The organism is Brevibacillus nitrificans (genome assembly GCF_003710965.1).
In the GTDB taxonomy this organism is placed as follows: domain Bacteria; phylum Bacillota; class Bacilli; order Brevibacillales; family Brevibacillaceae; genus Brevibacillus; species Brevibacillus centrosporus.
This window is the reverse complement of the sequence record NZ_RHHU01000003.1, coordinates 989,761-1,005,095: the sequence shown is the minus strand read 5'-3', so window position 1 is coordinate 1,005,095 and position 15,335 is coordinate 989,761. Positions and strand designations below refer to the sequence as shown.

Below are 15,335 nucleotides of genomic sequence, written 5' to 3'. Positions count from 1 at the left end.
TTGTCCCTGTTATTTTATCACGTTGTTGGGGACGAGATTGTGACAAAACAAATGCTCACGACGAGAAGTAGTGGATCACAAAATCTCGAAAGTGGCGAGTGGCAATAGGCATATAGCGGCTTTCCACCCAGGATAGCCCAATCGTTCGATGGCAGCTCGGCTGGTCAATCGGCAAGTAAACGAGCGACTCCATCCGATTTTCAGCTTGCCAGTAGGAAGGAATCAGGGCATGGCCCAAGCCCGCTTTCACCAGGCCGTAAATGACTTCTGGGTCTGTACTTTCAAATGCGATATTGGGAGTGAATCCAGCCTGTCTGCAAAAATCATCAGTGATCTCCCGCAAGCTGTAATCGGTCGTCAAGCTGATCATTGGCTCGTTCGCCACTTCACGTAAATGGATGCTTTGCCGCTTAGCCAACGGGTGAGAAGGGGAGACTGCGAGCAAAATTTCCTCTCTCATGATGGGTTCACAGGTTATTCCTGGCTTGCGGATTGGTGGGGTAGAGATGCACAGATCGATCTCTCCGCTCTCCAGTTTTGCTAAGACCTCCATGGAGGATAGATTCAATAGTTTAAAGCTGACATGCGGGTGGCTGGTGAGAAATTCACTGAACAGCTTGGGAAGCAAACGTGTCGTGGTAGCACCAAGCGTAATGCTCCCGCGTTCAAGACCGGCCATATCTGCCACGACCCGCTTTCCTTCCTCCAGCTCTTCAAATGCACGATCGACCCGTTCCAAAAACGCTTTCCCAAACTGGTTTAGCTTAATCCCTCTTTTTTGCCGGTCAAAGAGAGGAACGCCTAACGTTTCTTCCAGTCGTGCGATGGTTTTGCTCAAAGATGGCTGGGCGATATGCAGCTCCTCAGCCGCTCGCGTCATGTGCTCCGTGCGTGCCACGACCTGAAAGTACATCAATTGCAAGAGCTCCACAGGACTTCGCTTCCTTATGATAGATTTAAAGCTATCGTACCATAATGATTTTTGTATTTGTTAGAATGGATCATCTCCTCGAAAATAAAGTCACAAGAGAGAGGAGAGAACCATCATGATACGAGTTCTTTGGGCTATTTTACTGGTTGCTGTCAGCACGAATTTTCCTTCCCCCTTTTTCCCGATTTACGCTGCCCATTACGGCCTGACGAATTTTGAGGTTACGGCTTTATTCGCTACCTACGCTGCTTGCCTGCTGCCGCTTCTGCTTCTCGCCGGACCAGTGGGAGAGAGGATCGGAATGAAACGGGTAGCGTTTGCGGCGCTGGTCATGACGGTGATCTCAGCGGGCATATTTCTCGTGGCCAACCGTCCATGGATGCTCTATGTGGCGAGGGCTGCAGAAGGCATAGCGGTAGGAGCATTTATGGGGACGGGTAACGCACTGCTGCTCAGACATAGTCCTTATCGTACTTCCGTTTCCATGACGCTATCGGGCATTTTGACGATGGTTGGCTTCGGGCTCGGTCCCTTGATTTGCGGCGCAATCATTCAATACAGTCCGTGGATGCCTGAAAAGCTGCCTTACTTGCTATTGCTGCTTGGCATGGGGAGTGCAGCAGGTCCTATCCTTTCTCTTCGGGATCAGGAACCGCACACAGATCGGCATCAAGCCTTCCGAATCCGGTTGGGCATACCAGCTGAATCCCGCAGGCTGTTCTGGTCGTTCGTTGCACCTGCTGCGTTTACCATGCTTGCACTCAACGGGGTAGTCATTTCCCTGATTCCGGCATATGTTCGAGCACTTCTACATTCAACGAATCTGGCAGTACCTGGCCTGTTGTTGTTTGTATTTTTTGGTGGAGCGGCAGTGGCGCAGTGTTATCCCAAGCCGGAGGGGCGCTTGCAGCGGATACAGACCGGGATTGCTTGCCTGATCGCGGGGACGTGGATGATGATTATGGCCGGATCGCACGAGTCCATGGGGCTGCTATGGCTGGGAATGGCCCTTATGGCGATCGGGAACGGCTGGGTTTTTCAAGCATGCTTGCAACTTGTAGGGAAAATGGGCGAGACCACTTCCCATGCGCGAGCTATCTCGACTTTTTATGTGGCGGCGTATCTGGGGATGGCATTTCCCACGATTGGGGTTGGAATGCTTTCTACCATGTACGGATTGATGCCAGCACTGATTGGCTTCGGTATGCTGGTGACGGTAATCGGTCTGGGAATTCTGGTATCGCCGGTATGGCTTGAAAAAAGGAAAATCGCGACTTCCAATTGATCGATTCATGCATGGAGGATGAAGGAATATGCAAAGCGATAGCGCCAGCATCTTCCTTTTTTCAGCATGAAGGAGTATTTTTATACAAAAAAGGAAATGAAAGCATGAGAAAATTAGACAAGATGAATAAAAGAATAATCAAAATTACCAGAATGTTTGTACAGTTTGTGAAATGACGCGTTAACGTAAAGAAGGGTAACATTCATTATAAATATACGTGTTTGGGGGAGGTGTACCTACCTACGATGACCTGTGTACAGGAATGACGCCCGATGACACATCTTTCAGATCGAGAGGAGCAATTCTATGAAAAAACCTTCGCGTGTGCTATTTTTATTTATTTTAATTCTGATTATTCTGTCATCCGCTGTTTTGAGCGGCTGTGGAAAGAGTGCTAGTTCCGGGCGAGTGCTTACGATCTCTCAGCAAAAAGACCCTGGTACGGCAGACGTTCAGTTAACGACCGATGATTATACGATTCCTCTAAACATCTACGATCGACTGGTTGAAGCCAAAACCGTGGCACCTGGTAAATCCGAGCTGGTTCCAGGGCTGGCGGAGAGCTGGGATGTCTCTCCGGATGGATTGAAGTACACCTTCCACCTGAGAAAAAATGTAAAGTTCCACAATGGCGAGATTTTCAAAGCGGATGACGTGCTGTTTACGTTCGATCGCATGCTGGATCCAAAGACAAAAGCGTTGAACACAGACTTCTTGGACATGATTGCAGGCGCACAGGAGCGCATGGATGGAAAAGCAGATAGCGTCAGCGGTTTGAAAGTGATCGACGACAATACGATTGAAATTACGCTGTCAGAGGCCTTTGCTCCTTTTGTAGCGAACCTCGCAACTCCTCCAGGCTCTATTTACAACCGAAAAGCCGTGACAGAAGCAGGCGATCAGTTCGGACTTGAACCGGATAAAACGATTGGCACGGGACCATTCAAGCTCTCCAAATGGTCGTTGAATGACAGTGTGGAAATGACAGCCTTTGCGGACTACTGGCGTGGCGCACCGAAATTTGATGGACTGGTTATGAAAATCGTACCGGATGCAGAGACAAACCGGATGATGTTTGAGACTGGCAAGCTGGACATCTTGGATTTGGAAGACTCCGCGTCGCAAATCCCGCAGTTTAAAGGCAACGACAAGTGGAAGAACCAAGTCGTGAGCGGGCCAATCGTAGGTGTGTATTATTATGCGTTTAACGAAGACATGGAAGCCTTGGGCGATGTGCGCGTGCGCAAAGCCATCCAGATGGCCATTGACCGTCAAACGCTTTTGGACAAACTGTACAACGGAGAAGGCAAGCTCGTAGACGGCATTTCCCCGCCTGGGCTTTTGGGTTATAACCCTGACTTGCCAAAAATTGAATATAGTCCAGAAAAAGCGAAAGCGCTTCTGGCAGAAGCCGGATACCCGAATGGCTTTGACATGGAAATTGCCCAGGTAACGGATAGCCCGAATACGCTGAAAATGAACGAGGCCGTTCAAGCCATGCTTTCTAAAGTAGGAATTAAGGTCAAAATCACGCAAATGGACGAATCTACCTATTTTGCGACGCGTAAAGAAGGGAAACTGCCGTCTGCTCATAATAACTGGTCAGCCGACTACAACGATCCCGACAATTTCTTCTATACGTTCTTCTCTGCGAAAAATGCAAAGGCTCGTTCTTTCAACTACACAAACAAAGCCGTTCAGGATGATCTAGAAAAAGCACGGACAATGGTTGATCAAAATGAACGGATCAAACTGTATCAAGAGCTGGAAAAGAAAATTGTTCAGGACGATGCAGCATGGATCCCGCTCTTTGCACTCAATCACCTGTTTGTCGTTCAACCTCGGGTGAAAAACTTCCAGGTGTCTTGGAACGGCTGGTCGGCTATGAGCTTCTATGACATTGATATCGTGGAAGAAAAATAAGCGGTTAGGCAAGAAGAAATGAACAGTCTCCCGTAAAAATAACTACTGCTGCCTGGTAGTTATTTTTACATAGGGGGCTGTTGTGAAAAGGAGGGGCCTGATGGGGGCGTACATTGCAAAAAGACTACTCATTTCCATTCCTGTCATATTCGGAATCTCACTCATTACGTTTATCATGCTCAATGTCATTCCCGGTGACCCTATTGCTCTCATGATGAAGGAGCATATCAGTACGGATGTGGTAGAGCGAGTCCGTGCCCAAATGCATCTCGACGATCCTGCTTACGTTCGATTTTTCCGTTTTGTCTGGGATGCCTTGCACGGTGATTTTGGGACTTCGTACAAATTAAATCGTTCGGTGACGACGCTGCTGCTTGATGCGTTTCCAAACACACTGGCTCTGGCTATGTCAGGAGCGCTGGTGTCATGGATCATCGGGATTCCGGCTGGTGTCCTTTCAGCCGTGAAAAAGCGTTCCTTTCTGGATAACAGCATCATGGGATTCTCCCTATTGGGTGTGTCTATTCCCGTTTTCTGGGCAGGACTGCTGTTCCAGTACATCTTTTCCATGGTTTTGGGGATCTTGCCTGTTTCCGGATTTAGCGGACCCGAGTATTTGATCATGCCCGCGATCGTTCTCGGCTGGAGCTCGGCGGGTACAATCGCACGGCTAACGAGATCGAGCTTGCTGGAGGTCATGCGAAACGACTATATCCGTACGGCAAGAGCAAAAGGGAATCTCGAGATCAAAGTCATTCTCAACCATGCTTTGAAAAACTCGATGCTTCCCGTTGTTACCGTCATGGCTCTGCAAGTGGCGGGTCTACTGTCTGGCGCGGTCATTACAGAAAGTGTATTCGGTATTCCGGGAATCGGCAGGATCGCGGTAAACGCCATTCAGAGCAGAGATATGCCGCTTTTGCAGGGAGCTGTCATGTTCACGACTGTTCTGGTCATCTTGGGGAATTTGGTTGCAGACATACTCTATTCCCTGATCGATCCACGGATCAAATATGACTAAAGGAGGACATGACGCATGAATCTAGCGAGAAATCTCATGCTCAAAAAAGAAGTAATAGAAGCCAGTGACGAGCTGGTCAAAGAGACCTTTTGGCAGGACGTGTTCCGATCGCTGAAAAAAGATCGGATGGCGATCACCGGCGGTATTGTTATCTTGCTGTTTGTTTTAATGGCGATCTTTGCCCCGTGGATCGCTCCCCATGATCCGTATGAAGTCAATCTCGACAACCAATTTCAAAAGCCTGGCCTGGAGCATTGGCTTGGAACGGATATGTTTGGCAGGGATGTTTTGTCCCGTATCATCTATGGCTCTCAAATCTCTCTTTTGATCGGTCTTGTTCCTAGCATGATTACGATGTCGATCGGGATTGTCCTCGGAATCGTCGCTGGTTATTTCGGGCGGAGAACCGATTTTGTCATCATGACGATCTCGGACATGGTGCTATCGTTTCCATCCTTGCTCTTGGCGATGGTGGTCATGTACACGCTGGGGGCCAGCCTCTTAAACATCTTTATCGCGCTTAGTATCGTGGGCTGGGCAGGAACGGCGAGGGTGGTACGTGCTCAGACCTTGTCCCTGAAAAATAAAGAATTCGTGGAAGCGGCCAGAGCGGTAGGGGTCAAACCCTACATCATCATGCTGCGGCACATTCTCCCCAACTGCATTCCGCAGTTGCTCGTTCTGTTTACGCTGGAAATCCCAGGCTCTATCCTTTCCGAAGCGAGTCTTAGCTTTCTGGGCGTAGGGGCTCAGCCGCCTGCATCCAGCTGGGGACTCATGGTCTCCAACGGAAAAGAGTTTCTATTCAATGCCCCTTGGGTAGCGATTGCACCGGGGATCGCCATTTTAGTGATCGTCTTGGCGTTCAATTTCCTGGGAGACGGCCTGCGCGATGCACTGGATCCATACTTGAAGCAATAAGGGGGAGCTTACGGATGAGAGAAGACAATACCATCTTGGAAATAAACAACCTCAAAACGTATTTTTATACGGATAAAGGTGTTGTCCCTGCAGTAGATGATGTCAGCATCAAGGTGAAAAAAGGCCAGATTGTCGGGATTGTCGGCGAATCCGGCTGTGGAAAGAGCATGACGTCCCTGTCGATTATGCAGCTGATAGCGCCACCTGGGAAGATCGCGGGGGGAGAGATCCGTTTTGATCAAAAAAATCTGGTAGGGATCTCCAAGCAAGAAATGAGATCGATCCGTGGAAATGAGATCTCGATGATCTTTCAGGAGCCGATGACCTCGCTCAACCCCGTTTATCCGGTGGGAAAGCAAGTTGCTGAAACGCTGCTGCTGCACAATGAAAATATGACCAAAGCGGAAGCGAAGCGAAAAGTTATCGAGATGTTTGCGATGGTCGGGATTCCGGAACCGGAAAAGCGCTATAGCGTCTATCCGCATCAGCTCTCGGGCGGGCTGCGGCAAAGGGTGATGATCGCGATGGCTTTGATCTGCCGCTCCAAGCTGTTGATCGCCGATGAGCCCACAACTGCTCTCGATGTGACCATTGAGGCCCAGATCCTGAAGCTGATGAAAAATTTGCAGGCAGAGATCGACACATCCATCATTATGATTACGCACAACCTGGGGATCGTCGCCGAGATGTGCGATTATGTCTACGTCATGTATGCAGGGAAAATCATGGAGCAAGCCGATGTTTTTGACCTGTTTGATAATCCGAAGCATCCCTATACAGAAGGATTGTTAAAGTCCATTCCGAGAAGAGATGTGCACCAGAACAAATCAAAAGGTCTGTACAGTATCGAGGGGATGGTTCCCAATATGCTGCAGCTCCCACGCGGCTGTCGTTTCCATCCGCGATGCGATTATGCGGTAGACGCTTGCCGTGAAGTAGAGCCACAGCTGGTCGATATGGGCAACGATCATCTGGTCAGATGTATCAAATACAATCAGTAAGGAGGGGAAGAGATGGACAAGGCACTCATGCAAGTGAGAAATGTAAAAAAATACTTCCCCGTAGATAAGGGACTGTTTGGGAAAAAAACAGGTACGGTCCATGCTGTGGACGATATCAGCTTTGATGTGTACGAGAAAGAAACACTGGCCATCGTGGGAGAATCGGGCTGTGGGAAAAGCACGCTGGGGAGGACCTTGATACGGCTCCTAGATGCGACGGAAGGAACTGCACACTTCGAAGGTCGTGACATTTTTTCACTGCCGCAAAACGAACTGCGACAGCTGAGGAAACAGATGCAGATCATTTTCCAGGATCCCTTTGCCTCGTTAAATCCTCGAATGAAAGTATCGGATATCATCGCGGAGCCGTTAATCACACATGAGTCGCTCGGGAAAAAAGAGAGGGAAGACCGTGTAGCAGAGCTGATGGAGCTGGTCGGTCTGCGTAAAGCATACGGCTCCCGCTATCCCCATATGTTCAGCGGCGGACAGAGACAGCGTATCGGGATTGCTCGTGCTCTGGCTCTGCATCCGAAGTTCATCGTCTGTGATGAGCCCGTGTCCGCTCTGGATGTATCGATCCAGTCGCAGATTATTAACCTGCTGCAAAAGCTGCAGGAACAAAACAATCTGACGTACCTGTTTATCTCCCACGATTTGAGTGTCGTTCGTTATTTCTCGGATCGGATCGGAGTCATGTTTCTGGGAAAAATGATGGAGCTTGGGCCGACGGAAGAAGTGTATCGACAGCCACTTCACCCGTACACCAAGTTTTTGATCGCAGCGGCGCCGGTCCCCGACCCGCGTTCGCGCAATCAGGAGAAGTTGATTTTGGAAGGGGATATTCCCAGCCCGCTTCGTCCGCCATCCGGCTGTCGATTCCATACGAGATGTCCGTATGTACAGGACATTTGCAAAAGTAAGGAGCCGGAAATTCAGCAATTTGATGGTCGGTCAGTCGCTTGTCATTTCCCGTTGGTATAACAGAAGAAGAGTTAGGCGTTTCATCCTTGCTTCCACTTTGATCTTTTTGAGCCATTCTTATTGTGTTTATGGTCAAGACGTGTCATGATTACATCTTGGCATCAAATAGATCGATGGACTTTTCATTAATGGAGGCAGGACAGAAGTGGAACGGTATCCTTTTCAATACGACCCTACCCAGTCGTTTATCTCGCAAGTGAGCGATTGGGTGGCGGACGTTTTTTATGACATCTTGCCAGATGCAGGCTTCGAAGTACGAGATGAACAAATTTACATGGCTTTTCAGCTGGAACGCGCTTTTGCTGAAAAGCAAACGATTTTTGCAGAAGCGGGTGTCGGGACAGGGAAGACGCTGGCTTATTTGCTGTATGCCATTTGCTACGCACGGTACACGAGAAAACCGGCAATCATCGCCTGTGCCAATGAATCGCTGATTGAACAATTGGTCAAGCCACAGGGAGATATCGCCAAGCTAGCGAAACATCTCGATTTGACCATCGATGCGAGAATGGGGAAATCTCCGGATCAGTATCTCTGTCTGCGGAAGCTCGACGAAGTAAGACATCAGCCTGAGCTTGGCGAAGACTTCCAGCTGATTTATCAAGAGCTGCCTCCTTTTGTACATGCCTACGAAGCTTTGCAGTCGTTTTACCCGTACGGAGACCGCGCTGATTATCCTGAATGGAACGATGAAAAATGGGAAATGGTCAACTGGGATTCGTTCCAGGATTGCTTTGCTTGTGAAAAACAGCATCGCTGTGGGCAAACACTTTCGAGAAACCATTACCGAAAATCAGCCGATTTAATCATCTGTTCCCATGATTTCTATATGGAGCATGTTTGGACGTACGAGGCCAGAAAAAGGGGAGGTCAGCTGCCTCTTTTGCCAAGCCACAGCTCGGTAATCTTTGATGAAGGTCACCTGCTGGAGCCTGCCGCACAAAAGGCACTGACGTACAAGCTGAACCACGCTGTATTTGAAGAAATCATTACTCGCCTGCTCAAAGGCGAAATCCGTGAATCTCTTGCAGTTGCTGTGGAAGACGCTATTACGCAGGGCGAAGAAATGTTCTTCCAGTTGGACAAGCATAGCCAAGCGGTCATCGGCTCCAATCGGAAAGAGATTCATTTTGATGCCGCTCTTTTGCAAGCCATCAACCGCTTTACCGAGCAGATCGGCTGGATCGAAGAAGAGCTTGCCCTGGAGAGCGGGCTATATACGCTGGATGAATTCCAGCTGCGTATCGTGGAAGAGCATTTGGAGATGATGCAGCTCGCTTTGCGCTTGTTCCGACAGCCTGACCAAGTCATCTCGTGGATGACGCAGGAGGGGACGGGGACTGGCTCGACACTCGTCGTCATGCCGAAAATGGTACAGGAGGTCTTGAAAGAGCGCGTCTTTGCTGAAGCGATGCCGATCATCTTTTCCTCAGCGACGCTCTCTGTCGATGGCTCGTTTCAGTTTGTAGCGGACAATTTGGGAATCAGTCATTACTTATCGTTCTCCGTGCCGTCTCCGTACGATTATCCGGAGCAGATGGAGGCTTTCGTTCCGCATTTGTCTGAAGAAGCCGTTTTCCAGGAAAAAATGAAGGCAGCGACTGCGCTTTTGAAGCGTACAGAGGGACGCGCCTTGCTGTTGTTCAACTCCATGGAGGAAATGCGGCAGTTCAAGCAAGCCATAGCGAGTGTGCCCGAATGCGCGGACATGCGCATTTATTATGAGGGAGATCAGGAAATCACTCACCTCATCTCCAGTTTTCAGGAGGACGAGCAGAGCAGCCTCTGTGCCGTATCACTGTGGGAGGGGCTTGATGTCCCGGGATCTTCCCTGTCCAATGTTGTGATCTGGTCTCTGCCGTTTCCTCCAAACGATCCCGTCTACGCTGCGAAAAGAAAAAGTGCGGCTGCATCTTACGAGGAAGTCGATTTGCCCTATATGCTACTGCGGCTTCGCCAAGGGATTGGCAGGCTGATTCGGACGAGAGAGGATAGCGGTATCGTGTCCATCTTAAGTACGGAGCTTTCTACAAACGACAAGCTGAGACAGCACGTAAAGGATGTCTTCCCGGCCGGTGTGGAATGGAAAACAGTCTTGTAGTTTGGACAGCATGCAAAGAAGAGCAGGAACGGTTGTGTTCCTGCTCTTTTCTTTTTTCTTGTACAGAAAGAATGTATTCGATTTTTAGCGAGGGCTTGGAGGAGCCAAGTTTCCGAACGCGTATGGGAAGTTACTCCGGCATATTTCCGACGCTGGGATCTGGCACAAAATCAGCTTGGTAGCTCGCGTATTTGACTTCGGAAACCATTCCTTGTGCGGCGTGTCCGAGATCGTGGCAGTGGAACATCCAGTCACCCGGATTATCAGCGACAAAGGCAACGACGAAGGCTTCTCCCGGTAGAATGTTCAGCGTGTCCTTGATGAGCGGCGAGCCCGAGACCGGCTGGCCGTTTTTGCTGAGCACCTGGAAAAAATGACCGTGCAGATGCATCGGGTGGATGTCTTCTTGGGAACGATTGACCATGGTGACCTTGACGAGATCTCCTTTTTTCACATTCAAAGGCGGAACATCCGGAAATGTCTTCCCGTTGATGGTAAATGCCATCTGCCCATCCATCGTCTGCGTGTTCAGATCCATTTGATACGTAATATCGTAAGGCTGATCCAAGCTGAATCTGCTTTTGGCTGCCTCTCCATATTTGGTAATGTCAACGATCGGCATTTGGGTCGTATCCGGCTTCGCTTTCTCCTTCTCATAACCTTTGTAGAGGATGGGCACGGTCAGTGATTTTGCCCCAGGATAAGGGCTTTTCTCTTCTAGCAGCCAGCTTCCGGGCTTATTTGCCACGAACTCGATGTCGTAGCGCTCTCCGGGAGCGATGTTCAGCAGCTGCCCGTTAATGAGGGGCGGGTTGTGAATAGGCTGGCCATCGGTTGAGACGATCCTGTATTCATGCCCTTGCAGGTTCAGCTTATGCGAAAGATACCCGGCATTGACGAGGCGAAGCCGTATCTTTTCTCCTTCCTGCACGTGAATCGGAGGGATTGCCGGACCGGTTTTTCCATTGACGGAAAAAATCGTATACATCAGCGGCATCATTTCTGCGTCACTCATACCGGCCATATCTTCGTGACCATTAGCAGCATGCTGGCTTTGGTTGATAGCAGGATTTGGGCTGCTGCTCATGGAGCCATGGTTCATAGATCCGTGATCCATAGTCCCATGATCTCCTCCTACGCTATTGCCACCGCCATGCATTTCGGCCATACTGTCGTCCTGCATCCATTCATCCAGGACAAGAGTGACATCCTGATCGGCAGGATCTGCCGTAGGAGCAGCAGGCTCGACGACGAGAGAACCATAAAGCCCTTTATCCACCTGCACGGAGCTTCTCTGATGCGAGTGATACCAGTATGTGCCTGCCACGCCTGCAGTGAATTCGTAGGTGAAGCTCTCATTCGGTTTTACGGCGTTTTGGGTGACCCCCGGAATGCCATCCATGTTGTTGGGAACCGGCAAACCATGCCAATGAATGGTGACCGGCTCAGGGAGTTCATTTTTCAGTACGATTTTTACTTTCTCCCCTTGCTTGACGCGCAATTGAGGTCCAGGTACGGTTCCGTTATACGTATAGACGTTCTTCATGGTCTGGTCGTCCAGATGGAGCATGCTTTCTTTGGCTGTTAAGGTAAAGGTGTTTCCAGTCAGTACTTCAAATGCGCTGGAAGTAGTCACACCCGAGTTCTTCGTCTGCATTTCATGACCTTCATGGTTCATCGAGGTGCTAGTATTGGAGCAAGCGGACAGGGTTAATCCCCCAGCCAGTAGGACAGACAGATAGCGCCACTTTTTCCCTGCATACCATGTAAACAAGTGAATGCCTCCTTTGCAGTTGTATAACGTGAAGGTAGCAAAACAATATGGAGAAACCATGAAGACATCGATGTATGAAACTTCTGTTACGAATGTGGCAGGGATCAGAAGTTGGACGAAAGACCTGCTATAATGGAGTATCAATGGTGAAAAAATGGAAAGCAGATGAGAGTAGGGTAGGTGTAGTCGTTGGGTAATGTAGATTTGGCGAGCTTGCCGTGGAGTTTATTTTGGGTGGGAATCGCATATTTTCTGGTGACCGGTGTGTTCTTTTGTCTGGGGTTCATGCGTCTCCTTTCGCAACGGATTCGCAGTGGCATTATTTTCATGGCGATTGCGGTCATTAGTGGAGGACTTTTCTTGAATTATTTGTTTACACATCACATTTAATGTTGGAAAATGATCATAGATTGTCAGATCATTTCCGGTACGGAGCAACGCTTACATAAGGAAGCTGTTGGCAGATATTGACGCCAACAGCTTCTCTTTCTTTTTGTCGATGAATTCCGGGAAAGTTTCCTCCCGAACTTCGTAAACATTTTGTAACGCGTTTTACCTGCGGATCGTCTTATAATCGACTTACTCGAGGTTACCTCTGCTTGAAGCGTACATATGAACCCATACTCGCAAACGAAAGGTAATTTCCTGTAAATGGGTACGGGAAAGAGGCGATGAATGATACATCAATAAACGAAAAGAGGACATCACCCCCCAAAGCGAGTCGCTACACACATCCTGAATACGGGCAAATATGATTGGAACCATGAAAAAGGATACCAGCCCCCGTTTTTTATTTAGGAGGGCTTTGCATTCATACAGCACGCATTTCCCGATGTGGAATGGCTGACCCCGGTCAACTTAAGTCAATGAACAGAATGGAAACAAAAAGGGGAGAATGCAGATGAGCTGCATATCGAGTACGGAAAAGTCTCATCAAGAATGGAACCACGCACGCAGGGGAGGCCGTCAACATGCCTGAGCCATGGAAAGGCACCAGCCGATACATGGCTGGAATCGACGGGCTGAGAGCCTTGGCAGTGCTTGCTGTTATTTTGTACCACATCAATTACAACTGGGCACCTGGAGGATTGCTGGGTGTCGGAATCTTCTTTGTCCTCTCTGGTTATCTCATAACGGATCTGCTCATTGCCCAGTGGAGCCGGAATCAACGTCTCGATATGAAAGATTTTTGGTTACGTCGTGCCCGCAGGCTGTTACCCGCTCTTTTGCTGTTGCTGGTTGTGGTTGTAGCTTGGGTAAATTGGTTCAAGCCAGACCATCTTTCCAGTATGAAAGGCGACGTCCCAGCAGCCGTGCTGTACGTCAGTAACTGGTGGCTCATTTTTCAGGATGTTTCCTATTTCGAAAAGTTTGGCCCTCCATCGCCATTCGGTCATTTATGGTCGTTGGCAGTCGAAGAACAGTTTTACTTGTTCTGGCCGCTATTACTCGCCCTCGGGCTTCGTTATATGAAGCGACGTGGTCCGCTCGTCGTGATTACACTTTTGGCTGCCGCTATCTCAGCAGCAGCGATGGCGTGGATGTACGAACCTGGACTCGATCCAAGCCGCGTCTATTACGGTACGGACACACGTGTGTTCGCTTTGCTGATCGGTGCGGCACTCGCGATGGTGTGGCCGAGTCGCAAGCTATCCGCTTCCATTTCCCGCCGTGCGCGCTTATCCATTGACCTGGCTGGTGGTGCTGGCCTTGTCATTATGCTGTTGGCGATCTGGAAAACGAATCAATATGATGAGTTCCTGTATCGCGGAGGTCTTGTCCTTCTCTCTGTCGTAAGTGCTTTCGTCGTCGCTGCATTGGCTCACCCCGCGAGTACACTCGCCAAATGGATGGGCTGCAAGCCTTTGAAATGGCTTGGCGTTCGGTCGTATGGGATCTATCTGTGGCATTACCCGGTCATTGTGCTGACCAATCCCGGTCCGGAGCATACAGATGCATACGCCATCCCTCGCGCCATTCTTCAAGTGCTCGCTTGCATAGTCCTGGCAGCTCTATCATGGAAATACATCGAGGAACCGATTCGCCATGGAGCACTGGGAAGAATCTGGTCGCAAATGGCACAGCGTCGTGAAGGGCAGAAAAGAAGCTATAAGAGGATCATTGCCTATGCATGCGCGGTGGTTTTGTGTGCGACATACTTCGGCGTTGCATCGCTGACCTCTGATGCGACGGCTAGTCAAACCCCTATCCCTAGCAAAAAAGTGGAAGCCCCTAAACCAAATGTCGTTTACACGGTTGAACTGCCCAAGCAGGTAGGTCCAGTCCATCCGAACGGTACTGTTGGGAATAAGCAAGGCGCCTCTCCAAAGGCGGAGGAAAAGGGCGGTAAAAAGGAATCATCCGCGCAAACAAAGGCTGACGGGAAATCGACGCCAGCAAAAGATTCGGCACCGAAAAAGGATGTAGCTGTCGCTGATGAGAAGACTGAAAAACAGGAAGTCCAGACAGATCAGACTGTGACAGAAGAGCAAGACCAGAAAACAGCCGACTCGAATGAAAAGCAAGAGCAAAAGCCGATGGGATCTGGAAAAGGAGTCACGGCGTTGGGCGACTCCGTTATGCTGGATATCGAACCTTTTCTGGAAAAGCTGCTGCCAGGCATTGTCATCGACGGCAAAATCGGAAGACAAATGTCACAAGCTCCTGCTGTGCTGGCGAACCTCAAAGCAAAAGGGCTGCTTGGCAACACGGTTGTCATCGAACTGGGGACGAATGGGTCCTTCAGCGAGAAGCAGCTAATCAAGCTTCTGGATTCACTTGATGGAGTTGATCACATCATTCTGGTGAATACGAGAGTTCCGAAGCCTTGGGAAAGTGTCGTCAATACAACACTTGCGCAAGTGGCTGCGACCTACCCGCATACCGTTTTGCTCGACTGGTACACGGCGAGTACAGGCAAGGAAACCTTTTTCTATGATGACGGCGTCCACCTCAGACCAGAGGGTGCGAAGTTTTATGCCGAGTTCTTGGCGAAAGCCATTCAGAAAGTAGCTACCGAGAAGAAGGGTTGAAAACAGGATAACGGCAAGGCAAGGACAGCACACTGTTGCTGTCCTTTTTTCTTGTGGAAAAGACCGCTTTTGCCCCATTTTTATTCGGACTATTTTTCCAAGTCGTAATATTTTCGCCATGTTCGCAGCCGGGGCAGTATGTGATGATGAATGCATCAAGCGTTCAAGGTCAATGGCTTTGAACTCCCAGCTTTCAGGCTATTCGATTCCTTCCTTCAACTTGACTCCTAATGACAGTAGGGATCGAGCTTTCCTGGACACTTTTATGATGATCAATACGATTTTTTTAAGAAGAGCAAATAAACGGATTGTCAGCCAAGGGAAAAGAGCCGATCGACTCCCAAAGGTATATTTGGCTACCG

At 49.4% G+C, this 15,335-nt stretch carries 11 protein-coding genes; 9 read left to right on the top strand and 2 right to left on the bottom strand.

What is annotated here, in order from left to right:
• Nucleotides 1–55 precede the first annotated feature (55 nt).
• The gene (locus EDM59_RS06545; RefSeq protein ID WP_122922858.1) at nucleotides 56–931 is read right to left on the bottom strand and encodes a LysR family transcriptional regulator; all 876 of its coding nucleotides are present in this window, start codon (nucleotides 929–931) and stop codon (nucleotides 56–58) included.
• 115 nt (nucleotides 932–1,046) lie between these two features.
• On the opposite strand from EDM59_RS06545, the gene EDM59_RS06540 reads away from it, so the two are divergent.
• The 7 genes from EDM59_RS06540 to EDM59_RS06505 all read left to right on the top strand — a co-directional run bounded on the left by EDM59_RS06540 (nucleotide 1,047) and on the right by EDM59_RS06505 (nucleotide 10,167).
• Entirely contained in the window at nucleotides 1,047–2,216 is a 1,170-nt protein-coding gene (locus EDM59_RS06540; protein WP_122922857.1) for an MFS transporter, read from the top strand.
• Nucleotides 2,217–2,522: 306 nt separating this feature from the next.
• Nucleotides 2,523–4,139: an ABC transporter substrate-binding protein gene (locus EDM59_RS06530; RefSeq protein WP_122922855.1), complete on the top strand. Its 1,617-nt coding sequence runs from the start codon at nucleotides 2,523–2,525 to the stop codon at nucleotides 4,137–4,139.
• A 100-nt stretch (nucleotides 4,140–4,239) separates the two neighbouring features.
• Nucleotides 4,240–5,160, top strand: coding sequence for an ABC transporter permease (locus EDM59_RS06525; protein WP_122922854.1), 921 nt, complete (start codon nucleotides 4,240–4,242; stop codon nucleotides 5,158–5,160).
• A 15-nt stretch (nucleotides 5,161–5,175) separates the two neighbouring features.
• Nucleotides 5,176–6,081, top strand: coding sequence for an ABC transporter permease (locus EDM59_RS06520; RefSeq protein WP_174769283.1), 906 nt, complete (start codon nucleotides 5,176–5,178; stop codon nucleotides 6,079–6,081).
• Nucleotides 6,082–6,095: 14 nt separating this feature from the next.
• The gene (locus EDM59_RS06515; protein WP_122922853.1) at nucleotides 6,096–7,082 is read left to right on the top strand and encodes an ABC transporter ATP-binding protein; all 987 of its coding nucleotides are present in this window, start codon (nucleotides 6,096–6,098) and stop codon (nucleotides 7,080–7,082) included.
• 12 nt (nucleotides 7,083–7,094) lie between these two features.
• On the top strand, nucleotides 7,095–8,066 hold the full coding sequence (locus EDM59_RS06510) for an ABC transporter ATP-binding protein (RefSeq protein ID WP_122922852.1): 972 nt from the start codon (nucleotides 7,095–7,097) through the stop codon (nucleotides 8,064–8,066).
• Nucleotides 8,067–8,211: 145 nt separating this feature from the next.
• Nucleotides 8,212–10,167: an ATP-dependent DNA helicase gene (locus EDM59_RS06505; RefSeq protein ID WP_122922851.1), complete on the top strand. Its 1,956-nt coding sequence runs from the start codon at nucleotides 8,212–8,214 to the stop codon at nucleotides 10,165–10,167.
• A gap of 130 nt (nucleotides 10,168–10,297) precedes the next feature.
• Here EDM59_RS06505 and EDM59_RS06500 read toward each other — a convergent pair whose 3' ends face one another.
• Entirely contained in the window at nucleotides 10,298–11,941 is a 1,644-nt protein-coding gene (locus tag EDM59_RS06500; protein WP_425455931.1) for a multicopper oxidase family protein, read from the bottom strand.
• A gap of 234 nt (nucleotides 11,942–12,175) precedes the next feature.
• Here EDM59_RS06500 and EDM59_RS06495 point away from each other — a divergent pair, with 234 nt between their 5' ends.
• Together EDM59_RS06495 and EDM59_RS06490 are read left to right on the top strand one after the other, a co-directional pair.
• Complete coding sequence (locus EDM59_RS06495) at nucleotides 12,176–12,331, top strand: hypothetical protein (RefSeq protein WP_246010918.1); 156 nt, start codon at nucleotides 12,176–12,178, stop codon at nucleotides 12,329–12,331.
• A gap of 581 nt (nucleotides 12,332–12,912) precedes the next feature.
• Nucleotides 12,913–14,973 carry an acyltransferase family protein gene (locus EDM59_RS06490; RefSeq protein ID WP_122922848.1) on the top strand — a complete coding sequence of 687 codons (2,061 nt, stop codon included), beginning with the start codon at nucleotides 12,913–12,915 and terminating at the stop codon, nucleotides 14,971–14,973.
• The last annotated feature ends 362 nt before the right edge of the window (nucleotides 14,974–15,335 follow it).

Bases quoted from the DNA above. Each gene is read 5' to 3' on its own strand.
- EDM59_RS06540 (WP_122922857.1), top strand. From the start codon at position 1,047: ATGATACGAGTTCTTTGGGCTATTTTACTGGTTGCTGTCAGCACGAAT.
- EDM59_RS06525 (WP_122922854.1), top strand. From the start codon at position 4,240: ATGGGGGCGTACATTGCAAAAAGACTACTCATTTCCATTCCTGTCATA.
- EDM59_RS06520 (WP_174769283.1), top strand. From the start codon at position 5,176: ATGAATCTAGCGAGAAATCTCATGCTCAAAAAAGAAGTAATAGAAGCC.
- EDM59_RS06515 (WP_122922853.1), top strand. From the start codon at position 6,096: ATGAGAGAAGACAATACCATCTTGGAAATAAACAACCTCAAAACGTAT.
- EDM59_RS06530 (WP_122922855.1), top strand. From the start codon at position 2,523: ATGAAAAAACCTTCGCGTGTGCTATTTTTATTTATTTTAATTCTGATT.
- EDM59_RS06510 (WP_122922852.1), top strand. From the start codon at position 7,095: ATGGACAAGGCACTCATGCAAGTGAGAAATGTAAAAAAATACTTCCCC.
- EDM59_RS06490 (WP_122922848.1), top strand. From the start codon at position 12,913: ATGCCTGAGCCATGGAAAGGCACCAGCCGATACATGGCTGGAATCGAC.